The 23,357-nt window shown below is 63.8% G+C and carries 22 protein-coding genes; 13 read left to right on the forward strand and 9 right to left on the reverse strand.

All coding sequences use genetic code 11. The features are described 5' to 3' along the window. Window positions 1-62 precede the first annotated feature (62 nt). Window positions 63-1,280, reverse strand: coding sequence for a glutamine-hydrolyzing carbamoyl-phosphate synthase small subunit (gene carA, locus X726_RS143695; RefSeq protein WP_081726027.1), 1,218 nt, complete (start codon window positions 1,278-1,280; stop codon window positions 63-65). A 260-nt stretch (window positions 1,281-1,540) separates the two neighbouring features. On the opposite strand from carA, the gene X726_RS143690 reads away from it, so the two are divergent. Both X726_RS143690 and X726_RS143685 read left to right on the forward strand, forming a co-directional pair. Next, window positions 1,541-1,990: a GatB/YqeY domain-containing protein gene (locus tag X726_RS143690; RefSeq protein WP_031193012.1), complete on the forward strand. Its 450-nt coding sequence runs from the start codon at window positions 1,541-1,543 to the stop codon at window positions 1,988-1,990. 110 nt (window positions 1,991-2,100) lie between these two features. Continuing rightward, on the forward strand, window positions 2,101-2,658 hold the full coding sequence (locus X726_RS143685) for a GNAT family N-acetyltransferase (RefSeq protein ID WP_023672441.1): 558 nt from the start codon (window positions 2,101-2,103) through the stop codon (window positions 2,656-2,658). Between the two features lie 7 nt (window positions 2,659-2,665). Here X726_RS143685 and X726_RS143680 read toward each other — a convergent pair whose 3' ends face one another. After that, window positions 2,666-3,847 (reverse strand): MFS transporter, encoded by a 1,182-nt coding sequence (locus tag X726_RS143680; RefSeq protein WP_023672442.1) that lies wholly within the window; start codon window positions 3,845-3,847, stop codon window positions 2,666-2,668. A gap of 95 nt (window positions 3,848-3,942) precedes the next feature. After that, window positions 3,943-5,607: a Na/Pi cotransporter family protein gene (locus X726_RS143675; RefSeq protein ID WP_023672443.1), complete on the reverse strand. Its 1,665-nt coding sequence runs from the start codon at window positions 5,605-5,607 to the stop codon at window positions 3,943-3,945. 388 nt (window positions 5,608-5,995) lie between these two features. On the opposite strand from X726_RS143675, the gene X726_RS143670 reads away from it, so the two are divergent. The 5 genes from X726_RS143670 to X726_RS143650 all read left to right on the forward strand — a co-directional run bounded on the left by X726_RS143670 (window position 5,996) and on the right by X726_RS143650 (window position 11,846). Beyond that, window positions 5,996-6,364, forward strand: a complete 369-nt coding sequence (locus tag X726_RS143670) for an RcnB family protein (protein ID WP_023672444.1) — start codon at window positions 5,996-5,998, stop codon at window positions 6,362-6,364. Window positions 6,365-6,534: 170 nt separating this feature from the next. Continuing rightward, window positions 6,535-8,475 carry a DNA primase gene (gene dnaG, locus X726_RS143665; protein WP_023672445.1) on the forward strand — a complete coding sequence of 647 codons (1,941 nt, stop codon included), beginning with the start codon at window positions 6,535-6,537 and terminating at the stop codon, window positions 8,473-8,475. A 412-nt stretch (window positions 8,476-8,887) separates the two neighbouring features. Continuing rightward, window positions 8,888-10,912 (forward strand): RNA polymerase sigma factor RpoD, encoded by a 2,025-nt coding sequence (gene rpoD / locus X726_RS143660; protein ID WP_023672446.1) that lies wholly within the window; start codon window positions 8,888-8,890, stop codon window positions 10,910-10,912. Between the two features lie 190 nt (window positions 10,913-11,102). After that, complete coding sequence (locus tag X726_RS143655; protein WP_023672447.1) at window positions 11,103-11,396, forward strand: GYD domain-containing protein; 294 nt, start codon at window positions 11,103-11,105, stop codon at window positions 11,394-11,396. Between the two features lie 69 nt (window positions 11,397-11,465). Next, window positions 11,466-11,846, forward strand: a complete 381-nt coding sequence (locus tag X726_RS143650) for a DCC1-like thiol-disulfide oxidoreductase family protein (protein WP_023672448.1) — start codon at window positions 11,466-11,468, stop codon at window positions 11,844-11,846. A gap of 45 nt (window positions 11,847-11,891) precedes the next feature. Here X726_RS143650 and X726_RS143645 read toward each other — a convergent pair whose 3' ends face one another. Further along, the gene (locus X726_RS143645; protein WP_023672449.1) at window positions 11,892-12,149 is read right to left on the reverse strand and encodes a DUF2798 domain-containing protein; all 258 of its coding nucleotides are present in this window, start codon (window positions 12,147-12,149) and stop codon (window positions 11,892-11,894) included. A gap of 272 nt (window positions 12,150-12,421) precedes the next feature. Here X726_RS143645 and X726_RS143640 point away from each other — a divergent pair, with 272 nt between their 5' ends. After that, window positions 12,422-13,099: a PadR family transcriptional regulator gene (locus tag X726_RS143640; RefSeq protein WP_023672450.1), complete on the forward strand. Its 678-nt coding sequence runs from the start codon at window positions 12,422-12,424 to the stop codon at window positions 13,097-13,099. 101 nt (window positions 13,100-13,200) lie between these two features. Beyond that, window positions 13,201-13,494: an HlyU family transcriptional regulator gene (locus X726_RS143635; protein WP_023672451.1), complete on the forward strand. Its 294-nt coding sequence runs from the start codon at window positions 13,201-13,203 to the stop codon at window positions 13,492-13,494. Window position 13,495: 1 nt separating this feature from the next. Here X726_RS143635 and X726_RS143630 read toward each other — a convergent pair whose 3' ends face one another. The 3 genes from X726_RS143630 to X726_RS143620 form a co-directional block, all read right to left on the reverse strand. Further along, window positions 13,496-16,072, reverse strand: coding sequence for a polynucleotide kinase-phosphatase (locus X726_RS143630; RefSeq protein ID WP_023672452.1), 2,577 nt, complete (start codon window positions 16,070-16,072; stop codon window positions 13,496-13,498). Continuing rightward, on the reverse strand, window positions 16,069-17,502 hold the full coding sequence (locus X726_RS143625) for a 3' terminal RNA ribose 2'-O-methyltransferase Hen1 (protein WP_245272158.1): 1,434 nt from the start codon (window positions 17,500-17,502) through the stop codon (window positions 16,069-16,071). Before X726_RS143625 ends, X726_RS143630 begins: the two co-directional genes overlap by 4 nt. A gap of 110 nt (window positions 17,503-17,612) precedes the next feature. After that, a complete protein-coding gene (locus X726_RS143620) occupies window positions 17,613-18,248 on the reverse strand; it encodes an FMN-dependent NADH-azoreductase (RefSeq protein ID WP_023672454.1) in 636 nt (211 codons plus the stop codon). A gap of 109 nt (window positions 18,249-18,357) precedes the next feature. Between X726_RS143620 and X726_RS143615 the strand changes: the two genes are divergently transcribed. Beyond that, window positions 18,358-19,314 (forward strand): LysR family transcriptional regulator, encoded by a 957-nt coding sequence (locus tag X726_RS143615; RefSeq protein WP_023672455.1) that lies wholly within the window; start codon window positions 18,358-18,360, stop codon window positions 19,312-19,314. Here the strand turns inward: X726_RS143615 and X726_RS143610 are convergent. Continuing rightward, window positions 19,247-19,873 (reverse strand): TetR/AcrR family transcriptional regulator, encoded by a 627-nt coding sequence (locus X726_RS143610; RefSeq protein WP_023672456.1) that lies wholly within the window; start codon window positions 19,871-19,873, stop codon window positions 19,247-19,249. The two genes, X726_RS143615 and X726_RS143610, sit on opposite strands and share 68 nt — an antisense overlap. 66 nt (window positions 19,874-19,939) lie before the next feature. Here X726_RS143610 and X726_RS143605 point away from each other — a divergent pair, with 66 nt between their 5' ends. Together X726_RS143605 and X726_RS143600 are read left to right on the forward strand one after the other, a co-directional pair. After that, complete coding sequence (locus X726_RS143605; protein ID WP_023672457.1) at window positions 19,940-20,365, forward strand: VOC family protein; 426 nt, start codon at window positions 19,940-19,942, stop codon at window positions 20,363-20,365. A 94-nt stretch (window positions 20,366-20,459) separates the two neighbouring features. Then, the gene (locus X726_RS143600; RefSeq protein WP_023672458.1) at window positions 20,460-21,371 is read left to right on the forward strand and encodes an arginase family protein; all 912 of its coding nucleotides are present in this window, start codon (window positions 20,460-20,462) and stop codon (window positions 21,369-21,371) included. A gap of 4 nt (window positions 21,372-21,375) precedes the next feature. Here the strand turns inward: X726_RS143600 and X726_RS143595 are convergent, their stop codons facing one another. Next, window positions 21,376-22,326, reverse strand: a complete 951-nt coding sequence (locus X726_RS143595) for a trypsin-like peptidase domain-containing protein (RefSeq protein WP_023672459.1) — start codon at window positions 22,324-22,326, stop codon at window positions 21,376-21,378. A gap of 169 nt (window positions 22,327-22,495) precedes the next feature. Here X726_RS143595 and X726_RS143590 point away from each other — a divergent pair, with 169 nt between their 5' ends. Continuing rightward, window positions 22,496-23,350 carry a S1C family serine protease gene (locus tag X726_RS143590; protein WP_023672460.1) on the forward strand — a complete coding sequence of 285 codons (855 nt, stop codon included), beginning with the start codon at window positions 22,496-22,498 and terminating at the stop codon, window positions 23,348-23,350. Window positions 23,351-23,357 lie beyond the last annotated feature (7 nt).

Here is a 23,357-nt window from a genome sequence, read left to right on the forward strand (position 1 = left end):
CGCGCAATACCGCAGATTTATCGCTCGAGGCTAAGCGATATTATCGCTGCTACACAGAGGGCTCAGGCCCGTTCGGCCAGCAGTTCCTCGCCGCGCTTTTCGCGGATCAGGTTGACGAAGCGGCGGAACAGATAGTGCGAGTCCTGCGGGCCGGGCGAGGCCTCGGGGTGGTGCTGGACCGAGAACACCGGACGTCCGGTCAGCGCGATGCCGCAGTTCGAGCCATCGAACAGCGAGACATGGGTTTCCTCGACGCCCTCGGGCAAGGAGTCGGCATCGACGGCAAAGCCGTGGTTCATCGAGACGATCTCGACCTTGCCGGTGGTATGATCCTTGACGGGGTGGTTGGCGCCGTGATGGCCCTGGTGCATCTTGGCGGTCTTGCCGCCCAGCGCCAGGGCCAGCATCTGGTGGCCGAGGCAGATGCCGAACACCGGAATATCGGTCTTGAGCAGGTCCTGGATGACCGGCACCGCGTATTCGCCGGTGGCTTCCGGGTCGCCGGGGCCGTTGGAGAGGAAGATGCCGTCGGGCTGCATGGCCAGGATTTCTTCCGAACCGGTACCGGCCGGAACCACGGTGACCTTGGCGCCGAGGCCGGAAAGCAGGCGAAGGATGTTACGCTTGACGCCGTAGTCGATGGCGACGACGTGCATCGACGGCTCGGCCTGTTCGCCAAAGCCTTCGTTCCACACCCAGGGCGTTCCACGCCAGACCGAGGACTGGCCGGAGGTGACTTCCTTGGCGAGGTCAAGCCCGATCAGGCCCGACCAGGCGGCGGCCCGCCGCTTCAAATCGTCGAGGTCGAAGATGCCGTCGGGCGCGTGCGCAATGACGGCATTGGGCATGCCCTTTTCGCGGATCAGCGCGGTCAGCGCCCGGGTGTCGATGCCCGACAGCGCGACGATGCCGCGCTTCTTCAGCCACTGGTCCAGCCCGGTGTCGGCGCGGTAGTTGGACGGGTTGGTGACATCGGCCTTGAACACCGCGCCAACGGCGCCTGCACGGGCGACCGGGTTCAAGTCCTCGATGTCTTCGTCATTGGTGCCGATGTTGCCGATATGCGGGAAGGTGAAGGTGACGATCTGGCCGGCATAGGACGGGTCGGTGAGAATTTCCTGGTAGCCGGTGAGCGCGGTGTTGAAGCAGACTTCGGCAACGGCGGAACCGGTGGCGCCGAGGCCGCGACCCTCGATGACGGTGCCGTCGGCCAGCACCAGGACGGCGGTCGGCTTTTCGGTTGCCCAAGGCGGGGTCAGTTCGGGGGTCATCTCGGCCATGGCGACGCTCCTGTCACGCTGCGCGCTTCGATGGCGGGCCATCTGCGCAGCAAACGGCGCGGCCGATCTCTCGAGCCTGCGCGCATCAATTCTTTGTCTTGTGCAAGGCCGAGTACATAGGGGAAGGCGCCAGAGCGGTCAATGATGCCCGTGCCAAAAACGGCGAGCATTTGTTTCGTCGAACGATATCAGGGCTTTGGCGCGTTTGCTTTGCGGATGGGCCGCGGTTATTGTCCGCGCCGTTCGAAGGAGAAAGCATCATGCGCGCAAAAATCGCCGAATCCCTGAAAAGCGCGATGAAGGCGCAGGACAAGCACCGGCTGCCGACGCTCAGGCTGATCCAGGCCGCCATCCACGACCGCGACATCGCCAATCGCGGCTCGACCAAGGACCCCGCCAGCGACGAGGAGATCCTGCAGATCCTGGCCAAGATGGTGAAGCAGCGCGAGGAATCGGCCAAGGCGTTCGAGGACGGCAAGCGCCCGGATCTGGCCACGCAGGAGCGTGGCGAGATGGAGATCATCCGCGGCTTCCTGCCGACGCAGCTGGACGACGCCGCCGTAACAGCTGCGGCGCGCGAGGCGATCACTGCTACCGGTGCCGCCAGCCAAAAGGACATGGGCAAGGTGATCGCTGTGCTGAAGCAGAAATATGCCGGCCAGATGGATTTCGGCAAGGCCAGCGGCATCGTCAAAGGCCTGCTGCAGTAGGAGCCGACACCACTTCAATGGCGAAGGAGAGCAGGGGCATTACCTCTGGGCAAGAAACGGTCCGCACCGGCTTAAGCGAGCCAAGCCTTGACCTGCCGGAGAGACCCACCATAATCGAAATCGTCAAACCCACGCTCGAACATCTGCCCTCCTACAAGGCGGCGCTCGAGCGCGGCTGGTCGCCGGACAATGTCCGGCTGATGGAAGCGACGCGCGAGCAACTTGCGGCGATCGACGAGGATCCCGCGGCGTTCCTTGCCAGCCTCGACGATCCCGAGGCCAAAGGAGGCCCGATTACCTTGCCGGACGGCACGACAGTGCCGCGGCTGCCGGGCTTCCGGCGCTGGATCTGGGACGGCGAGGCCGCCGGCTCGATCGGCTTTCGCTGGCAGCCCGGTACGGCCGCACTGCCGTCGCATGTGCTCGGCCATATCGGCTATGCCGTGGTGCCGTGGAAGCGCGGACGAGGCTATGCGACCGAGGCGCTGCGGCTGATGCTGGACGAGGCGAGGGCTGTTGGTTTGCCATATGTCGAGCTCACCACCGACCTCGACAATCCGGCCTCGCAGAAGGTGGTGCTGGCCAATGGCGGCCGTGTGGTCGGTCCGTTCATCAAGGACGCCGCGTATGGCGGCGCCGAGAGTTTGTTGTTCCGGATCGATTTGTAGTCCGACGCTATTCGGCCGGTGCCGGCAGCGGCGGCGCTGCCCGGCTGCGCCCCTCCCAGATGTAGGAGGCAAGTGCCACCACCACCGCCACCAGCATGGCGGCAGCGCCCACAACCGGCAGGCTGCGATAGCCGTAGCCGGCATTGAGCATGGCAGCGCCCAGCGACGCGGCGAGCGCGATGCCGACATTGAAGCCGGAGGGGATGAGCGAGGAGGCGAGGTTGGAGGCGTCCGCCGTCCAGGCCAGGATGCGGGTCTGGATCGGCGTGCCTATGGCGAAGTTGAGGCCACCCCAGATAACGATGGCGATGACCATCGGCACGGGGTAGGGGCTGACGGCATAGATCACGCCCAACATCACCGCCTGCAGCGCAAGCATGGTGATCAGCGACGGCATCAGCTTCCAATCGGAAAGCTTGCCGCCGAGAAACACACCGACGGTGGCGCCGACGCCGTTGAGCAGCAGCACCCAGGGGATCAGGCTCTCGTCGAGATGGGTCACCTCAAGCAGTGTCGGGGTGATGTAGGTGAACAGGCCGAACTGGCCGATCATCAACGTCAGCATCAGGATCAGCGAGGTCCAGACTTGCTGGCGCGCCAGCACGCGAACCTCGCTGCCAAGACTGGCGGATGGCCTTGATGCGCCTGTCGTGCGCGGCAAAAGCGCAGCCATGGCGGCAAAGGCTACCACGCCCAGCGCGCACATCACCCAGAAGGTGGCGCGCCAGCCCCAGAGATTGCCGATTGCGGTGCCGGCCGGCACGCCGATGACATTGGAAACGGTGAGGCCGGAGAGGATCACAGCCACGGCCATGCCGCGCTTGTCCTCGGGCACGAGGCCGACAGCCACTACCATGGCGACGCCGAAATAGGCGCCGTGTGCGACGGCGACCGCAATGCGCAAGAGCAGCATCGAGGTAAAATCGGGCGCCAGCGCGCAAGCGGCCTGGCCGATGGTGAAGGCGACGGTCAGGCAAAGCAGCAGCGTCTTGCGGGAAATGCCCTTGGTGGCGAGCGCCAGCAATGGCCCACCAACGGCGATGCCGCCGGCGTAGCCGGAGACGAGATAGCCGGAAGTCGGGATCGAAACGCCAAGGCCGTCGGCCACTTGCGGCAGCACGCCGGCAATGACGAATTCGGTGGTGCCGAAAGCGAAGGCGGCGATGAACAGGGCAATGAGCGGAAGCATGGCGCGGAAGCGATCCTTGAACGAGTTGGCCTCAAATCATGGATGGCGCTTGCCGGCAATGCAGAAATTTTTGCGGCCGGTTTAGGTTTTCTTGATCAGCTCGCCTTCAACCTGGAGCCGCCGAGCAGGCCGCGCTCTTCCAGCACCGGGTAGGCCATCGACGCCAGCAGCGAGTTGATCTGCTTCAGGTCGCGGATGGTGTCGAGGTGGATGGAGCTGGTCTCGACGCTCTTGGCGGTGCCGTCGCGCAGGCGCACGAAATGGCTGGCGCTGGTTTCCTTTTCGCGGTCGCGCAGCCGGTCCTTTTCCAGCACCAGCTGGCGGGCAGTCTCAGGGTCGCGCGACACCAGCACGTTGAAGGCAAGCCTGGCATTGGCCAGCACCGAGGTGTGAAAGGCGAGCAGCTCGCTCCAGCCCTCGGGCGTGAACTCCAGCCCGCGCTCGAACTTCTTCTTCACATGCACCAGCATGTTGCGCACGATGATGTCGCCGACCTGCTCAAGCTTGACGCAGGCGCCTATCAGCTCCTGGCAGCGCAGCGCCTCGTCCTCTGTGAGCGAGTTCCTGGTCAATTTGGCCAGATAGAGCTTGATCGCCGCGTGCTTCCTGTCGACGCGGTCGTCAAGGGCGGCCAGCGCCTTGATCTTGTCGCCGTCGGCGCTTTCATACAGCTCGATGATACGCTTGAGCATGATCTCGACCGTCTCGCAGACGCGGACCACCTCGCGGGTGGCGTTGGCCAGCGCCTGGCTCGGAACGTCGAGCGCGCCGTCGTTGAGGGCGGAGAGTTCGACCACATCGAGCTCTGTAGCCGGCGCCGGCTTGGTGCCCATTGCGACGATCTTCTCGGAAGCACGATAGATCAGGCTGGCAAGCGGCAGGCCGGCGAGCAGGATCAGCACATTGAACAGTATGTGGGCGTTGACGATCTGGTCGGGCACGGTGGCGCCGAGGAAGGCGACCGGTGGCTTCAGCGTCATGAACAGGATCAGCATCACCAGCGAGCCCATGCCGCGCATCAACAGATTGCCGATCGGCACGACGCGCACGCCAGGTTCGGCACTTCGGGTGAGCAGCGGCGCGATGATCGACGAGCCGAGATTGACGCCGAGCACCAGCACGATGCCGAGTTCGGGCGGGATGAAGCCGCGCCCGGCCAGCGTGACCATCAAAAGCACGGCGGCGATTGAGGAGTGGAAGAGCCAGGTAACGAGCGCGGCGAGCAGATAGGCGGTGACGTAGTCGCTGGAGAAATATTCGATGATGAGCGGCATCAGCGTGCTCTGGCGCAGCGGCTCCGAGGCCTGGCCGATCATCTCCAGCGACAGTACCAAAAGGCCGATGCCGACCAGGATGCGGCCGAACTGGCGCCAGTCGCGCCGCTCGGTGGCCATGAACATGACCGTGCCGGCGACGAGGCAGATCGGCACCAGCAGCGTCAGATCGAAGGTCAAGAGCTTGACCACCAGCGCCGAGCCGATCTCGGCGCCGCGCACAGCCAATTGGCCCGACATGCCCGAGACGATGCCGGCGCCGGCGAAGGAGCCGACGAGAAGCGTGACGGCGGTCGAGCTCTGCAGCGCGATGGACAGGCCGCAGCCGGCCAGCACCGCCATGATCGGATTGCGCATGGTGGAGCGCAGCCGGTGACGCAGCACGTCGCCATAGGCGCGCTCGACGCCTGTCTTGACCATGCGGGTGGCAAACAGCATCAGCGCCACCGCGCCCGCCAGATGCAGCAGGACGACGGAGCCGCTCATTTCGAAACCCGCACGCAGACAGCTACCGCGACGCGGAGGGCGCGCAGTGCAGGGATGAAAACGGGGCTGCGAATCATGGTCATGACAGTCTTGAACAATATCCGGAATATTTTAGCCGGGTAATAAAATCTTGTCGATTTCAAGAGCCGTCGCGGCGCGACAGGGCGTGTCGGAAAATGGACGGATGCGCAAATGGTTGCATGGCGGATCCCTGGTGATGGCAGCGGATCGTCCCGGTTTGCCGGACTCCCGGCAATCGCCTTTGCGATGATGTTCAAATATCCAGGATAAGCGCCGGATTTCATTGCGTAAATGTAATGCTAGTGTTCAGTTTCGGTTCATCCTTCGGGCGCTATTCCCTAGGCATCGACAACCAAGGAGCCCCGCTATGAAACGTGTTGTTCTTTCCGCCCTCGCTTTCTCGATGCTGGCCGCCACTTCGCTTACCGGCCAGGCCGCACCGGTGAACGCACCGGTCGCACCGCAGTCGAATTACACGCGGGTCGACTGGCAGAGGCCCGGCAAGCATGTCGATGTCAGGAAGCGCGTCGTGAAGAAGACGGTGGTCGTCAAGCGCAGCCATTGGCGCAATGGCCAGAAATATTCCAGCTGGAAGCGGCACCAGCCGATCCGCGATTATGGCCGCTACGGCCTGCATCGCCCCGGCCGCGGCCAGGAATGGATCCGCGTCGGCAACGACTATGTGCTGGTCAGCGTCCTGTCCGGCATCATCTTCGGCGCCATTGCCGCGCATTAAGCCCGGCCTCGCCGGCGCAATGCAGAGACTTGAAAGGAGGCGGCCCGAAAGGGCCGCCTTTCTTTTGGCTGTAGAACCGGGCTTTTTGGCTGTGGAAACCGGGTATGGTCCGCAATAAGGGTCGTCGGATTCCGCGAGCATGATTATATGAGGGACAAACGAGTTCCCCAATGCGCTTTCCGCCCGCCTTTCTCGATGAGATACGCGACCGTGTGCCGATTTCATCGGTCATCGGCCAGCGCGTCGCATGGGACAGGAAGAAGACCAACGCCTCGCGCGGCGACTATTGGGCCTGTTGTCCGTTCCATGGCGAAAAGAGCCCCTCCTTCCACTGCGAGGACAAGAAGGGCCGCTATCACTGTTTCGGCTGTTCGGTGTCGGGCGATCATTTCAAGTTCCTGACCGAGCTCGACGGATTAAGCTTTCCCGAAGCGGTCGAGAAGATCGCCGACATGGCCGGCGTGCCGATGCCGGTGCGCGACGAGCGGGAAGAACAGCGTGAGAACGAACGCGCCAGTCTGACCGACGTCATGGAGATGGCGACTGCCTTCTTCCAGGAGCGGCTGCAAGGACCGGAGGGTGCAAAAGCCCGCGCCTATCTCAGGGATCGCGGGCTGACGCCGGCGACGCAGCAATCGTTCCGGCTGGGCTTTGCGCCCGACAGCCGCAATGCGCTGAAGGAACATCTTGCCGCCAAGGGTGTGCCCAAGGCCGACATCGAGGCCTGCGGGCTGGTGCGTCATGGCGACGACATCCCGGTCTCCTATGACTGGTTCCGCGATCGCATCATGTTCCCGATCCCGGATTCGCGCGGCAAGATCATCGCCTTTGGCGGCCGCGCACTGGCGCCCGATGCGCTGGCCAAATACATGAATTCGCCCGACACGGAGCTCTTCCACAAGGGCAACGTGCTCTACAATTTCGCCCGCGCCCGCAAAGCGCTGGCGAAAGGCGGCACGGTGATTGCCGTCGAAGGTTATATGGACGTGATTGCGCTGGCGCAGGCCGGCTTCGAGAATGCCGTGGCGCCGCTCGGCACCGCGCTCACCGAAAACCAGCTCGAACTTCTGTGGCGCATGGCGCCTGAGCCGATGCTGTGCTTCGACGGCGACCAGGCCGGGCTGAAGGCGGCGTGGCGGGCCGCGGATCTCGCGCTGCCGTCGGTGCAGGCCGGGCGGTCGGTGCGCTTTGCGCTGTTGCCGGAGGGCAAGGATCCCGACGATCTGGTCAAGGCAGAAGGGCCGGACGCGTTTCGTGCCGTGCTGGCGGAAGCGCGGCCTCTCGCTGATTTGTTGTGGATGCGTGAGACATCCGGTGGCGTCTTCGACACGCCGGAGCGGCGGGCGGGGCTGACAAAGACGCTGCGCGAACTGACCAGCCGCATCCGCGATGAGAGCCAGCGCTACCACTACCAGCAGTGGATGCGCGAGCGGGAGCTGACCTTCTTCAGCGCCCAGCGCGAAGTGCGGCAAGGTCGCCAGGACTGGAAACCGGGGCAGGGCAAAACGCCCGCACCCGGCGGACAGTTCGCCAAAGGCAGCGGGGCAGGCGCGCGCGCCGCGATCACCGAAAGCCTCGGCCGCTCCGCCATGGTCAAACGCGGTGGCGAGATGATGTCGGTGCGCGAGGCGACGATCATCGTAGCCCTCGTCAACCATCCGGCGCTGATCGACGAGAACTTCGCCCATGTCGAGTTCCTCGATCTCGCCAACACCGATCTGCAGCGGCTGCACGCCGCCATCCTCGATGCGATGGCGCACGACATGGCCAATGACCGTAGCGCGGTGATCGCCACCATCGAACGTGCCGGCTGCAGCGATATCTGGGGGCGCGCCGTGGCGCTCATCCAACGGGCCAGGCAATGGCCCGCGCTGGAAACCGCAGCGCTTGACGATGCCCGCGACGCCTTCAACCAGGCGCTGCACTTGCAGCGCAGCGCGCGCACCTTACATAAGGAGCTGAAACAGGCGGAAGCAGCGCTCGCCAGCGATCCCACTGACGAAAACTACCGGCACCTCATCGAGATTCAGGCGCAGTTCCGTGATGTACAAGCAACGGAAGCGCTGATCGAAGGCTTCGGTGTGTCCTCGGGCAGGGGTGGGCGCGTGTAGGTCGAAACCTGCGCAAGAATGGATGATGTACGTGCTGCGCGTCGAATCGACGCCTCTAAGTCGGGTAATTGATTCGCTTTTTTGATGCGAATCATGCGAGAGGCGCTTGACCTTCTGGCAGAATGACGGAATCAGGACGATTCGAAACCTTAACCCGTGCCGGCGTCGATGGAAATGCACTGACGCGAGGTGCTGATCACTGGACAGGCTGTCAGCCTGCCACAGATATCAGGGTTAATCTGGACTTAATGCATATCGCCCAAAAGTGAAAACCGGTTTTGGGGGCACGATATGAACAAACAAAAGAGTTGATTCGGTTACCGGCCCGGTTAAGCGCCACCAGCGCATGTAGTTTGACCGGTGCGGCAGCTACGCGGCTTCGATGCTCGGCCGCTAGGAGAAGATAAAGACTATGGCGACAAAGGAAAAGGAAGAGGTCGAGACCGAACGTGAAGGCGCCACCGATGGGCCTCTGCTCGACCTTTCCGATGATGCTGTCAAGAAGATGATCAAGGCCGCCAAGAAGCGCGGCTATGTGACTCTCGACGAACTGAACGCGGTGCTGCCGTCGGAAGAGACCGATCCGGATCGCATCGAAGACATCAATGCGATGCTGTCCGACATGGGCATCAACGTGGTCGAGGACGACGATCAGAGCGAGGAGCCCGAGGCCGCCGACAGCAATGCCGACGCCGAGGAAGACGCCAACGAGCTGGCCGAGCAGACCGGCACCGCCGTCGCCGCCACGACCACCAAGAAAGAGCCGACCGACCGCACCGATGACCCGGTGCGCATGTATCTGCGCGAGATGGGCTCGGTCGAGCTCCTGTCGCGCGAGGGCGAAATCGCGATCGCCAAGCGCATCGAGGCCGGCCGCGAGACGATGATTGCGGGCCTCTGCGAAAGCCCGCTGACCTTCCAGGCCATCATCATCTGGCGTGACGAGCTCAACGAATCCAAGATCCTGCTGCGCGAGATCATCGACCTCGAAGCCACCTATGCCGGCCCCGAAGCCAAGCAGGCGCCGGTGGTCGAGCGCATCGAGGAGGCGCCCAAGGCCGAGGACAAGCCGAGGCGTGGACGCGACGAGGAAGACGACATCACCAATGTCGGCGCCGACACGCGCGGCCTGGTCGATGACGACGAGGAAGACGAGGACGAGGCGAGCCTGTCGCTGGCGGCGATGGAAGCGGAACTGCGCCCGCAGGTGATGGAGACGCTCGACGTCATCGCCGACACCTACAAGAAGCTGCGCAAGCTGCAGGACCAGCAGGTCGAGAACCGTCTGGCCGCGACCGGCACGCTGTCGCCAAGCCAGGACCGCCGCCTGAAGGAGCTGAAGGACCAGCTGATCAAGGCGGTGAAGTCGCTGTCGCTCAACACGGCGCGCATCGAGGCGCTGGTCGAGCAGCTCTACGACATCAACAAGCGGCTGGTGCAGAACGAAGGCAAGCTGCTGCGCCTGGCCGAAAGCTATGGCGTGCGCCGCGAGGAGTTCCTCAAGGAATATCAGGGCTCCGAGCTCGACCCGAACTGGACACGCTCGATCGGCAATCTCACCTCGCGCGGCTGGAAGGAATTCACCAAGAACGAGAAGGACGCGATCAAGGATCTGCGTTCGGAAATCCAGAACCTCGCCACCGAGACGGCGATCTCGATCCTGGAATTCCGCAAGATCGTCAACCAGGTGCAGAAGGGCGAGCGCGAAGCCGCTATCGCCAAGAAGGAAATGGTCGAGGCCAACCTGCGCCTCGTCATTTCCATCGCTAAGAAATACACCAATCGCGGCCTGCAGTTCCTCGACCTGATCCAGGAAGGCAATATCGGCTTGATGAAGGCGGTCGACAAATTCGAATACCGCCGCGGCTACAAGTTCTCGACCTATGCGACATGGTGGATCCGGCAGGCGATCACGCGTTCGATTGCCGACCAGGCGCGCACCATCCGCATCCCGGTGCACATGATCGAAACGATCAACAAGATCGTGCGCACGTCGCGCCAGATGCTGCATGAAATCGGCCGCGAGCCGACGCCGGAGGAACTGGCAGAAAAGCTCGCAATGCCGCTCGAAAAAGTGCGCAAGGTCTTGAAGATCGCCAAGGAGCCGATCTCGCTCGAAACCCCTGTGGGTGACGAAGAGGATTCGCATCTGGGCGATTTCATCGAGGACAAGATGGCGATCCTGCCGATCGATGCGGCGATCCAAGCCAATCTGCGCGAGACCACCACGCGGGTGCTCGCCTCGCTGACGCCGCGCGAGGAGCGGGTGCTGCGCATGCGCTTCGGCATCGGCATGAACACCGACCACACGCTGGAAGAAGTCGGCCAGCAGTTCTCGGTGACGCGCGAGCGTATCCGCCAGATCGAAGCCAAGGCGCTGCGCAAGCTCAAGCACCCGAGCCGGAGCCGCAAGCTGAGGAGCTTCCTCGACAGTTGATACCGGCAACAGACCAGCATTCGAAAAGGGCGCCGATGGCGCCCTTTTTGTTGCCGGGTGAAGGCTCTTGTCGCCCATCTCCGTCGGGAGGATACTTGCCTGGTCGGATGCATGTTCTGGGCGAAAAACCGGATGTCCGCCCCGGCTGATGTCCTCAGCCGTGCTCCGTGGCGCCGGAGGGAGGTGTGTGATGACAACCTACATCCTGCTGATGAACTGGACGGAACAGGGCGCCAGAAATATCCGAGAGTCGCCGAAGCGGCTCGATGCCGCCAAGAAGCAACTGGCCGACATGGGCGGCTCGTTCAAGGCGTTTTACCTGACTATGGGCGAATACGACATGGTGGCGATTATCGAGGCGCCCGACGATGCTGTGCTTGCTCGTTTCGCCCTGATGCTGGCAACGGGTGGCAGCGTCAAGACGCGAACGCTCAAGGCTTTCCCGGAATTTGCCTATCGCGAGATCGTCACTTCGCTTGGATAGCGCTGGGCGCGGGTCCGTGCGGCTCGGCGTCATATTGCGGGGCCGTGCCGTCAGGGTGATAGTCGCGCCATGTCCAAGCCTGCGCTGACCGTCTGGTACAACACACGCTGCCCGGTTTGCGATGGCGGCATCACCCGGCAGAAACGGCGGCTGATCGAGGCGATCAAGGCCGGGCGGATCGAATTCCGCGACATCAACCTCGAACCGGCGGCGCTCTCTGGCTACAGCGCCTCGCTGGAGGACATACGCCGCCGGCTGCATGCCACCGATGCCGAAGGCAGGCTGCTGGTCGGCGCCGATGTCGCGGTTGCCGTCTGGCGGGCGACGCCGGGCGACGGCTGGCTGGCGACGCTCTTCGGCAATCCGGTCGCGCTGCCGCTGACGCGCTTGGCCTATGATCGTTTCGCCGATCTTCTCTATGTCTGGAACCGGCGCAAGGGCCGCTGGTAGCGAGGCAAGGCCCGAAGATATCTGCGGGCCTTACCGTCATGGGCGTTACCGGGACGCCGGCTCGCAAAGCCAGCCGACAATGCGGCGCACCGCCGGCAGCACCATGAGCAACGTTGGGAACGCTACCAGCCAGGACAGGCCCCAGGCAGTGAGCCAGACAGCCGGCAAATCAGGTTGCAGTCCAAGGCTTTTCAGCGTCGATATGAACGAGACTATGAAGGTCATCAGCAGCGACAGCACCAGCGGACTGACGATCGCGGCATAGCGCGCCGGCAGCTTGCCGCGCTTACGGGTCGTGGTCATTTTTGGATTTTCCTGAAACATCCGGTCCGTCGCATTTGGCATCCATTGCGCCGGGTTTCCGGCGGAACTGCCCGGAAAGACCGGGGTGGATGCGTTGCTTGACGTCAGACGCTTACGGAGAGGTTTTGGCCCTCACGCGCTTTCTAGCTGCCGGCGGCGGCGAAATCAACCTTCTGGCGCCGCCTTTAGATGCATCGTAAGATATATCTTGACTCGTCGGCGGGGTAAGCCTAATTAAGATGTATCGTAAGATATAACTCAAGGAGCAATTCATGCACAGACATCATCCCTTTGGCGAGCGCGCCGAGCGCGCATTCCTGCACATGGCAGGCAAATTTGGTGGAAGAGGGGGCGGCGGCTTTGGTCCGTTCGGCCACGGCGGACGTGGCGGTGGACGCGGCGGCCCGGGCGACATGTTTCGTGCCGGGCGCATGCTGGCCGACGGCGATCTCAAGCTGATCACGCTGTCGCTGCTGGCCGAGGCGCCTCGCCACGGCTACGACATCATCAAGGCGCTGGAAGAGCGCACCAGCGGCATCTACAGCCCGAGCCCGGGCGTCGTCTATCCGACGCTGACCTTCCTGGAAGAGGCCGGCTATGCGGCTTCAGCCGCCGACGGCAACAAGAAGGTGTTTTCGATCACCGAGGCGGGCCAGGCGCATCTCGCCGAGAACCGCGAGATGATCGACGGCGTGCTCGAGCATCTCGAGCGCTTCGGCCGCAAGATGGCCAAGGCGCGGGACTGGTTCGGCTGGAACGACGACGGCGAGGAAGGCGGACGGCGTGGTGGACGGGGTCGCTCGGAAGCCCGCGACGAGTTCCGCGCCGTGCGCCACCGGCTGCGTGCCGCGCTCGGCGATCTCGTCGACGCGCCGGCTGAAAAGCAGGCCGAGGCGATTGCAGTCCTGGAAGCCGCCGCTGAAGCCCTGGAAGCGCTATCGCGCGGTTGACCCCTGGCGAGAACGCTTGCCCGTTCGACTGAGGAACGGTACTGAAAATCATCCTGCACCGCGAGACGTGGTGCAGGATGATTGCCGTTGGAGGAAGCCCCATGTCTTTTCTGAAGCGTCTTTTCGGTGGTGGCGGTGAGGGGGGCGAGCCCAAGAGCGCGGCACCGGCAAAGCAGGTTGAGCACAAGGGATTTTTGATCAGCGCCACGCCCTACAAGGCGGAGGGCGGCCAGTACCAAACTTGCGGCGTGGTTTCGAAGGAAGTCGACGGCGTGATGAAGGAACACAAATTCATCCGCGCCGATCGCTTTGCCGGACTGGACGACGCCGTCGACATCTCGATCAAGAAGGGCATGCAGTTGGTCGACGAGCAAGGCGAGAGGATGTTCGGGTAGCCTACAGCCTCGGATCGATTGGCTCGCTCTCCAGCGCCAGGACGCCGAAAACACACTCGTGAACACGTCGCAGCGGTTCCTTGGCGACAAACCGCTTCAGTGCCTCGTGACCGAGCGCGAACTCTCTGAGCGCCAGGCTGCGCTTGCCACCCAAGCCTCGTTCGCGCAGGCGCACGAGATTGTCCGGCGCATCGTATTCGGGGCCATAGATAATGCGAAGATACTCCTGGCCGCGCACTTTCAGCGCCGGTTGCATGAGCCCCTTCTTGTTTCGGCTGACGAAGTCGTGCGGCTTCACTACCATCCCTTCGCCGCCTGAGTCGGTCAGCGTCTCCCACCAGGCGACGGCCTCCGCACAAGAACCGGCATCGGCCAGGTCAACCATCCGCCATTGCGTTCGCGTTACCACGCCGCCCCCGGCAGCCAGACGGTCCGCAAGCGTCATGTGCCAAACGTGGTTCTGGTCGTACCAGACGCATCCCTCACTTGCCAGCAGGTGGAACGGCGCGACCTTCAGGTCGTCGACGCCCGAGACCGGCCACACGTAAGGCGCCCAGGCAGTGGCGTATCTGGCGGCACGCGCGGCGCGGTCCTCAATGCGAGCCTTGAGCGCGGCCGTATCCACGCCGCGTGCCATCGCACGGGCCAGCGCTTCGCGGCTGGCCTGGAGCCCAGCGGCCGCAGACGTTGCCACTGGGGCGTACTGGCTTTCAATCAGGCTGCTTGCCTTGGCCGACCATGGCATGATCTCGGTGTCCAGCAGCAACCAGTCGCTGTTCAATTCCTGCCATAGATCCGCAGCGTCGACGCTGGCGCGCAGGCGATTGAGCAGGCGCTCCGTCATGCCGCTGTCGCTGAAAAAGGAGCGTCCGGTCCGGGTCCAGATCGCGCCTGTCTCGTCGCCAGATACCCCGAACCGGTCGCGCGCCGTCTGCGCGTTTCGGCACAGAGCGATGACTGCCCGCGAACCCATGTGCTTCTCTTCGCACAGGATTTGGGTGACGCCACGCTCGCGGAAATGACTGAAAGCTTCCTCGGGGCGTTCCAGCCAGCCGGCTTGGCTGCTGGTCTCGGATGGCGACATTGTCGGCGGCAGATATACCAGCCACTGCGGCGACAGCGCGAAGCGGCTCATCACCTCAAGTGCCGCCGACGCGTTCTCCTCGGCCACGACAACCCTGCCTTTCAGTTCGGTCTCGATCCAGCGTCGCCCAGAGACATCCTGATAGTCGAGCACGCCGTCGGCATCGGCCTGTGCCGATTTGCCAAGGCCCGGTCCACCGAGGGGACGCACGGGTTCGGACCAGGTCTCGACTGCCGGCACGTCGACCAGTTCGCGTTCCGGCCAGCGCAAGGCAGTCAGCTTGCCGCCGAACACGCAGCCGGTGTCGATGCAAAGCGTGTTGTTGACCCACTCAGCCGACAGCACCGGCGTGTGCCCGTATACTACGCTGGTTTTGCCCCGATAGGCGGCTGCCCAGTCGGCACGGACGGGCAGGCCAAATTCGTCGATTTCGCCCGTGGTTTCGCCATAGAGGGCGAACTCGCGCACCGCGCCGGAACCGCGCCCGATCATCTCTTCCTTGAGTCCGGCATGTGCCACGGCGAGGCGTCCGCCGTCCAGCCAGACGTGGCTGCGCAGGCTGTCGAGGAAGGCCGGCAAAGCCTCTCGCAGGCCGCGATCCTGAGCGGCCAACTGGTCGATGGTTTGCTGCAGGCCGTGGGCGATCGTGACCTTGCGGCCTTCCAGCCAGCGGCTGAGTTTGCGTTCGTGATTGCCCTGGACACAGTAGGCGGTTCCCGCCGCGACCATGCTCATGGCGATGCGCAAGACGTCGGGCACGTTGGGACCACGATCGACGAGGTCGCCGACAAAGACGATCTTGCGGCCTTCTGGCGGCGTTACAGTGACGGTCCGATCACCATGGCCGTCGGACCAGGCGATGCTGTAACCGAGCTGACAGAACAAGGTCTGAAGTTCGTCGGCGCAACCATGGACATCACCTATGACGTCGAAAGGACCACAATCGTCGCGCTTGTCGGTCCATAATGGCTGACGCGAGACCTTGGCCGCGTCGATACTGGCCTCGCCGGTGAGCTTCCAGACCTGACGGAAACCTTCGCGTTGCAGGCCGCCGAGGCCCTTGCGAATTTCGTTCGTCATGCGCTGGGCAACGCCGGCGCCGAAGGGACGATCGGCTCGTAGCGCGTTGCGGGCGACGCAAACATCAACACCCGGATCGATGACCACGGCGACCGGCAAAGCGTGCCATTTGCGCGCCAGCTCGACCCACGCCTTGCGATCAGCGGGTCGCACATTGGTCGCGTCGATGACGGCCAGCTTTCGATGCTTGAGCCGTTTGCCGGCGATTTCGCGCACCAAATCAAAAGCGTCGGCCGAGACATCCTGATCAGTCTCGTTGTCGCTGACGAACGCGCGGCAGCGATCCGACGAGATGATTTCGGTCGGCAGGAAGTGCCTGGCGGCGAAGGTCGACTTGCCCGATCCCGTCGAGCCGATCAGCACGACGAGGGCGAAGTCAGGGATGGTGAGGTCGGTCTTGTCTGGCTCTCTCATCGGGTGAACACCGCCATCTGCGTCGGCGCGCCGAGCACGGGGTCCACGGCTCCGATGCCACTTAAGGCGGCGCTATAGCCATAGATCTCGCCGATCCTGGCCGCCCAGGCTTCAAACCGAACCCGGCCCCATTCGAAACGGTGATCCGGATGGCGAAAAGCGCCGGCGGCCAGACTGGGGAACAAGGGGTTGTAGTCAGCGTTCGGCGTAGTCACGATCACGAATTTTGGCGCTGTCTCGCCGAAGATAATACGCTCGATCATTGGCAGCCGGTCTTCGTCGAGATGTTCGATGACCTCGACCAGCACCGCGACGTCGGCTTCCGCCCATCGGCTGTCGCGATATGTCAGCGATCCGTGCAGCAGCGTGACCCGGTCTTCAGGCGGTCCCCCGAACTCGTTCAGTTTGAGACGCTTGGCGGCCCATTCCAGTTCACGAATAGCGGGGTCGAGCCCGAACAGCTTGTGGACCCATTTTTCGCGCACGAGTCGATAGAGCAGCTTGCCTTCGCCACACCCCAAATCTGCAACACTGGTCCCTCCGGTCGCCCGAATGGCTTGCACCACGGCGTCCATGCGCAGGTCGTTCAGCCGGATGGGCGCCTCCAGCGCTTGCTCAGGTGCAGCCCGGGCTTCGGGGGGTAGGACCTCATTGGCCGTCTCCGGAGCCAGCCGCTCCAGGGCGATGCGGGCCAACGCACCTCGGTTGCGCAGATAACGGCGCACGATCAGGTCTTTGGCTGGGTGGTTTTCCAGCCAGCCCTCGCCCTTGGACAGCAGCTTGTCAATCTCGGCCTCGCCAACCCAGTAGTGCTTGGTGTCGTCCATCACCGGGATCAGGACATAAAGGTGGTTGAGCAGGCTGCTTAGGCGGCCGGTGCCAGTCAGCCTCAGATGACCGTATCGTGGTCCACCCGCGCCAGATCCGACAGTTTCGACCGGCGCCAGGTTGACGGTCCATCCCAGCGGTTCGAATAGATCTCGAACCAGGGCCTCGCCGCCACGCATCGGCAGCGGGGTCACCACAGCTTCGAGCGGGAGGTCGCTATCGGCCAGTTGCTGGCGCTCCTTCGAGATGCCGGTCATCGCTGTCCGCAGTACCTTGTTCAAAGCCACAGACAGAAAAGACGATGCCGTATAAGGTCGGTCGTTTACATATTGATCCAGCAAGCCCTCTGCTTGGCCTTTGCCCCGAACGAGCCCTATCGGATCGACATCGAGCAGAAGCACAGCCTCACAACGCTCATCGGTCGCCTCCGGATAGAACAGCCAGGCCTTGCCGAAGGATAGGTCAGTCTCGTGCAGACGTTCGGGATGCTTGTGCAGCAAGAAGCCGAGATCTGTGGCTGGATGATGGGTTGTCGCGACGGAAAGGAACATCAGCGACCGATAACGCAGACAGGCCGAATAACCAATGGCGTTGCGCGGCAATCTAGTAACGCGATAGATCCGTTTTCGACACGCAACCTATCGCGCCGCCTGACAAGGAAAAAGGCAGGCACCGAAGCGCCTGCCTTTTCAATGCGAATGACGGGGTGTGCTTACGCGGCGATTTGCGCGCTCGCGGTCTTGGCCACCACGGCATCGACCTTGGCGGTCGCATTGGCGAGCGCGGCGGTCACGGCGTCGGGACCCATGCCGACGCCTTCGATCCGGATGACGTCGACGTCGGTCATGCCGAGAAAGCCGAGCACGCCGCGCAGATAGGGGATGGCGTGATCGAACTGCACGGCCGCACCTTCGGAATAGATGCCGCCCGAGGCGAGTACGATATAGACCTTCTTGCCGGTGACGAGGCCCTTGGGACCACCCTCGCCATAAGAGAAGCTCTTGCCGGAGCGGGAGATGTGATCGACCCAGGACTTCAGGGTTGAGGAGATGTTGAAGTTGATGAAGCCGGTGGCCAGGATCACGGTGTCGGCTGCGAACAGTTCGTCAAGCACGATGTCGGAGACGCCGACGACTTCGGCCTGGCGCGGCGTGCGGGCTTCAACGGGGGTGTAGATGCCGGTCGCATAATCGGTGTCGATATGCGGCAGCGGGTTGGCCACGAGGTCGCGTACGACGAGCGTATTCGACGGGTCGGCGGCGACGAGCTTTTCAGCGAATTCGGTAGCGATACGGGTCGAGTGCGAGGCAGCGCCGCGCGGGCTCGAGGTTACAAGCAGGATAGACATAGCGGTTCTCTCCAGTGGGAATTGATTTCTCCCGCCTGATATGGGCCTACCGACCCATTCAAAAAACTGGTATATTTTCTATACGATCCATCCATAAAGTAGGTATGCCGTGCAACCCAATCCGACGCTCGACCAATTGCAGATCCTGGTTGCGGTCGCCGACACCGGCAGCTTCTCAGCCGCCGGCCGCAAGCTTAACCGCGCGCAGTCCGTCATCAGCTACGGCATCGCCAATCTTGAAGCGCAGCTTGGCCTGAAACTGTTCGAGCGCGAGGGCACGCGCGAGCCGCAGCTGACCGAAATCGGCCGGGCGATGCTGGAGGACGCCCGGCGCATGGTCGGCGTGCTGCAGCGCATCCGTTCGCGTGCCGACGGTCACCATCAGGGGCTGGAGGCTGAAGTTGCGCTATCGGTTGACGCGGCGCTGCCCTCGCCGGTGCTGGTGCGGGTGCTGAAGGCGTTCGAGGCGCAGTTCCCGACCGTGATGATGCGACTGCATATCGGCACGCTCGGTCTGATCCCCGACCATGTCGTCAGCGGACAGTCGGATCTTGGCATCGGTGGCTTGCTGGGCGAGGTCGACGTGCATCTCGTGCGCATCGGCTTCATGTCGATCGTACTGGCTGCCGCCCCCACCCACCCTCTGGCACTGCTGCCGAAACCGGTGGCGCTCGAGGATGCGCGAGAGCACACCCAGCTGGTTGTCAGCGACCAGTCGGAACGCACCAAGGGACGCGACTTCGGCGTCTTTGCCTATCGTACATGGCGGCTGACAGATGTGCGTATCAAGCATACGTTGATGCGCGAGGGGCTGGGCTGGGGCGGGTTGCCGCGCTGGCTGATCGCGGACGATTTGGCCAGCGGCAGGCTGGTCGAACTCGACCTTGAACCCTTTAGCGAGGTGCGCTCATCGCTCTATGCCATGCACCGCGCCGACCGCAGCCCGAAACCGGCGGCGGCCTGGCTGATCTACCAGTTCAAACGCCAGCTCGGCTGCTTCAACGAGTTCGACCCGGACGACCTGCCTGAGGATGAGCCGGAGACAGCCCATCGATCAGAGCCATGAGCACGGCGCGATAGTCTTCGGCCGAGGCGCCGGCCTCGACGGCAAGTGCTGCGCGGTCGAAGGCAGCGGCGAGCAAAGCGGTCAGCGCATCGGCCGGCAGTCTGGTCATCGACTGTTCGCGCATTGCCGCAACCAGGCCTTCGCGCAGCGACCGGTTGCCGTGGCGATTGTCGATCGCATCCATGGCGGCGCGGCCAAGCACGGCCGGCCCGTCGAGCAGCAAAAGCCGCGTGCGGCCGGGCGCGCGCATGGCGGCGAGATAGGCGTCCGAGCCGGCAATCAGCGCATTGCGGGCAAACAAAGAAGGCGGCGAGGCGCGCTCGATCTCTTGCGCCACCGCCGCCGCCTCCTGCTCGACCACGGCGGCAAACAGCGCCTGCTTGTCGGCAAAGTGGTGATAGAGCGCGCCGCGGGTGACGCCGGCGGCCGCAACGATCTCCGGCGTGCCGGTCTCGGCATAGGACTTTTCGATGAACAGTTTGCGCGCCGCAGCGATCAGGTCGGCGCGCGTCGCTTCGGTGCGGTCGCGGTTGGAGCGGCGCGGGGTTTCTCGTTGCATACATGCAGCCTGTATGTTATTTCGAATTACATGCAAACTGTATGTTGGCTAACGGGAGAAAGAAAGATGAAGACGACGAGCTATTATCCGGTGCTGATGACGGGCGACGTAGCCGGCACAAAAGCCTTCTATATCAATCACTTCCGCTTCAAGCCGCTGTTTGCGAGCAACTGGTATGTGCATCTGCAGTCTGCCGAGGATCGCCGGGTCAATCTCGGTATCGTCCAGGGCGACCACGAGACGATCCCCGAGGGGGGGCGCGGCCGCACATCGGGGCTCCTGATCAATTTCGAGGTGAGGGATCCTGATGCTGTCTATGAACGGATCGTTGCGGCCGGCCTGCCGATCCTGTGCCCGCTGCGCGACGAACCCTTCGGCCAGCGCCATTTCATCACCAGGGATCCCAATGGCGTGCTGATCGACGTCATCAAGCCGATCCCGCTCAGCCCGGAATTTCAGGCGCAATTCGCGGCGGGCGCGGCGGGCGCCTGAACAATGGCAGCAAATGTCGGCAGCGGCTCCGGCCGCTGTGGCCGGACCCGCACCATGCGGTCTATGTTGGTGATGTTGAAGCTGGGCCTGCCGCATGCGTGACATCTGCCTTGTTCGTGCGCCATCCAATCTCGGCCTTCGGCCCTTGGAGCCGGGCCATGTGCCCGGCACCTGGCGTGCGCCGCAGGCGCTGAGCGAAGCTGGTTTGATCGAGTCGCTGGCGCCGGGGCGGGTGGTCGATCTCGACAGACCCGCTTACAGTACCGAACCGCAACCGGGCACTAGGCTGCGTAATGGTCCGGCGATCCGCTGCTTCAACCTCGATCTTGCCGAGATCGTCACCGGTGCGCTTGGGCAAGGCGAGTTCCCGCTGATCATCGGCGGCGACTGCTCGATCCTGCTTGGCGCACTGGTCGCCGCGCGGCGCTCGGGCGCGGTCGCCCTGGTCCATGTCGATGGCCACAGCGATTTCCGCCATCCCGGCAACTACGATGTCAATGCCTCACTCGGCTCGGTTGCCGGCATGGATCTGGCACTTGCCACCGGACGCGGCGAGGCTTTGCTGGCGCAATGGCCAGGTGTTGTCGGTCCGCTCGTCGCCGACGAGGCGGTGGTTCAGATCGGCGAACGCGAGAGCCGCGATGCCGATTTTGCCTGGCCCGACATCAATGCGACCGCCGTGACGCGCATCGACGTCTTTGCCGCGCAGGAACTCGGCGCGGCTGGAGTGTTGCAAAAGACAAGAGCGACGCTGGCGCGCGCCGGCTGTCCCTACTGGCTGCATCTCGATGTCGATGTGCTCGACCAGACGGTGATGCCGGCGGTGGATTCGCCCGGCAGCCCCGGCATCGACCCCGATGAACTCGTTGCCATTCTGTCGGCGCTGACAGCGGACCAGCGCTGCACCGGCTTGGACATGACGATCTACGATCCCGACCTCGACCCGACCGGTGACCTTGCGCGACTGCTGGTGTCGCTGCTCGGGCGGGTGCTCAACCCTCGATAAGGGCTCAACTCGCCCTTGCTACCGGCGTCACCGTCACCTGGCTGACGCCGGTGCGGCGCACCACGGTGCACAGCGTCTCGCGGCCGATGCGTTCGGCGTCGAGCATGCGCACGAGGTCGTCGACGCCGGTGACCGGGCGACCGTCTATTGACGCGATGATGTCGCCTTCCCTGAGGCCGGCCTTCGCCGCGGGTCCGTCTTTCTCGACGCTGCGCAGCCGTACCGCCGTACTGGTGGTCACTTGCGACAGAAGGGCGGCGCGGCGCGGCAGGTTGGTGGTGTCGGCGGAGATGCCGATGAAGGCACGGCGCACGCGGCCGAAGCGGATGATCTCCGAAATGACGAAATTGGCGGTGTTGGAAGCGACCGCGAAGGCGATGCCTTGCGCGCCGTGGATCATGGCGGTGTTGACGCCGATGACCTCGCCTGCCGACGACACCAGCGGTCCGCCGGAATTGCCGGGATTGAGCGCGGCATCGGTCTGGATGACATCGTCGATCAGCCGCCCGGTCGAGGCGCGCATCGAACGGCCAAGTGCGGAGACCACGCCTGACGTTACGGTCCATTCGAAGCCGAGCGGATTGCCGATGGCAATGGCGATCTGGCCGCGCCGCAGCCGCTTGGAATCGCCGAGCGGCGCGACTTCGGTGAAGCTGCCATCGGCGCGCACCAGCGCGATGTCGGTGTCGGGGTCGCGGCCTAGCACACGGCCTTCGCTGGAGGCGCCGTCGGGCATAGAGACGCGCACCGTTTTGGCATCGCCAACGACATGGAAATTGGTGACGACCAGCCCGTCCGGGGTGATGACGAAGCCGGAGCCATGGCCACCTTGGCCACCGACGCGCTCGATGCGGCAGACGGCTGGGCCGATGCGGTCGACGGCGTCGGCGACTGTCGTCGAATAGGCGTCGAGCAGTGTGTCGTCGGTTTCGAATTTGTGGGCGGCGAGGGCCATTGGCGGGGCTCCGTGTTTTCAGGCGCGATGATGACTATATGTGCGGAGTGGCTCGAACTGCCGCGACCTGACCAGATGGCCAGTCAAACCAGTAACTAGCCGTCAGACGAGTACCTCCGGGCGCACTGCCGAGCGATATCTGGGGCATGAGAAAACCCAGGAGATCATCATGAGTGACTTCAACCTTAATGCATTTTCCGAGGCCATCGCCGATCTCGCCGCCAAGGCTGCGCCGGCAACGGCAAGTTTCGCCACCCATCACCATCGCACCGCCAGCGCCTTCCACTGGCGTGACGGCTATTTCGTCACCGCCGAGGAAGCTGTCGAGGCCGGTGAGGAGATCGAATTGACATTGGCTTCGGGCGAAGCGGTGAAGGCCGAACTGGTCGGTCGCGATCCGTCGACCGGCGTAGCGCTTCTGAAGCCGGCCGGCGCGGTCGCGGCGCCTGCGCTCGCCAAGGCTGACGCGGTACGGCCCGGCAATCTTGCCATCGCCATCGGCAGCAGTCAGGGTTCGGCGCTGGCCGTCTCGGGTTCGGTCGGCGAGGTCGGCCCCGCCTGGCGCTCGATGCGCGGCGGCAGCATCGATCGGCGCATCAATCTCGCCGTNGAGGGCGGGCCGGTGCTTGACGCCAAGGGCGCGCTGATCGGCATGCTGCTGTTCGGGCCGCGTGGTCGTGCGCTGGTCATGCCTTATGAGACGGTCGAGCGGGCCGTGGCGACGCTGCGGGAAAAGGGCCATGTCGCGCGCGGCTATCTCGGCGCCGGCCTGCACCCGATCCGTGACGGCGCGGCGCGCGGCGCCATGGTCATGAGCCTCGACGACAATGGTCCGGCCAAGGCCGCCGGCCTTGCGCTGGGCGACATCATCGTGGCGTGGAATGGCGAGGCCGTGCACGGCCCGCGCGAACTGATCCGAAAGCTTGGGCCGGATAGCGCGGGCGCCGCGGTGACGCTCGGCGTGGTGCGCGGCGGCGAGCAGCGCGATGTCGCGCTGACCGTCGGTGAAAAGCCGCTGAGCTGAGAGGGCC

The organism is Mesorhizobium sp. LSJC285A00 (assembly GCF_000503155.1).
GTDB lineage: Bacteria > Pseudomonadota > Alphaproteobacteria > Rhizobiales > Rhizobiaceae > Mesorhizobium.

Bases quoted from the DNA above. Each gene is read 5' to 3' on its own strand.
- carA (WP_081726027.1), bottom strand. From the start codon at position 1,280: ATGGCCGAGATGACCCCCGAACTGACCCCGCCTTGGGCAACCGAAAAG.
- X726_RS143690 (WP_031193012.1), top strand. From the start codon at position 1,541: ATGCGCGCAAAAATCGCCGAATCCCTGAAAAGCGCGATGAAGGCGCAG.
- X726_RS143680 (WP_023672442.1), bottom strand. From the start codon at position 3,847: ATGCTTCCGCTCATTGCCCTGTTCATCGCCGCCTTCGCTTTCGGCACC.
- X726_RS143675 (WP_023672443.1), bottom strand. From the start codon at position 5,607: ATGAGCGGCTCCGTCGTCCTGCTGCATCTGGCGGGCGCGGTGGCGCTG.
- X726_RS143670 (WP_023672444.1), top strand. From the start codon at position 5,996: ATGAAACGTGTTGTTCTTTCCGCCCTCGCTTTCTCGATGCTGGCCGCC.
- dnaG (WP_023672445.1), top strand. From the start codon at position 6,535: ATGCGCTTTCCGCCCGCCTTTCTCGATGAGATACGCGACCGTGTGCCG.
- rpoD (WP_023672446.1), top strand. From the start codon at position 8,888: ATGGCGACAAAGGAAAAGGAAGAGGTCGAGACCGAACGTGAAGGCGCC.
- X726_RS143655 (WP_023672447.1), top strand. From the start codon at position 11,103: ATGACAACCTACATCCTGCTGATGAACTGGACGGAACAGGGCGCCAGA.
- X726_RS143650 (WP_023672448.1), top strand. From the start codon at position 11,466: ATGTCCAAGCCTGCGCTGACCGTCTGGTACAACACACGCTGCCCGGTT.
- X726_RS143645 (WP_023672449.1), bottom strand. From the start codon at position 12,149: ATGACCACGACCCGTAAGCGCGGCAAGCTGCCGGCGCGCTATGCCGCG.
- X726_RS143640 (WP_023672450.1), top strand. From the start codon at position 12,422: ATGCACAGACATCATCCCTTTGGCGAGCGCGCCGAGCGCGCATTCCTG.
- X726_RS143635 (WP_023672451.1), top strand. From the start codon at position 13,201: ATGTCTTTTCTGAAGCGTCTTTTCGGTGGTGGCGGTGAGGGGGGCGAG.
- X726_RS143630 (WP_023672452.1), bottom strand. From the start codon at position 16,072: ATGAGAGAGCCAGACAAGACCGACCTCACCATCCCTGACTTCGCCCTC.
- X726_RS143620 (WP_023672454.1), bottom strand. From the start codon at position 18,248: ATGTCTATCCTGCTTGTAACCTCGAGCCCGCGCGGCGCTGCCTCGCAC.
- X726_RS143610 (WP_023672456.1), bottom strand. From the start codon at position 19,873: ATGCAACGAGAAACCCCGCGCCGCTCCAACCGCGACCGCACCGAAGCG.
- X726_RS143605 (WP_023672457.1), top strand. From the start codon at position 19,940: ATGAAGACGACGAGCTATTATCCGGTGCTGATGACGGGCGACGTAGCC.
- X726_RS143600 (WP_023672458.1), top strand. From the start codon at position 20,460: ATGCGTGACATCTGCCTTGTTCGTGCGCCATCCAATCTCGGCCTTCGG.
- X726_RS143595 (WP_023672459.1), bottom strand. From the start codon at position 22,326: ATGGCCCTCGCCGCCCACAAATTCGAAACCGACGACACACTGCTCGAC.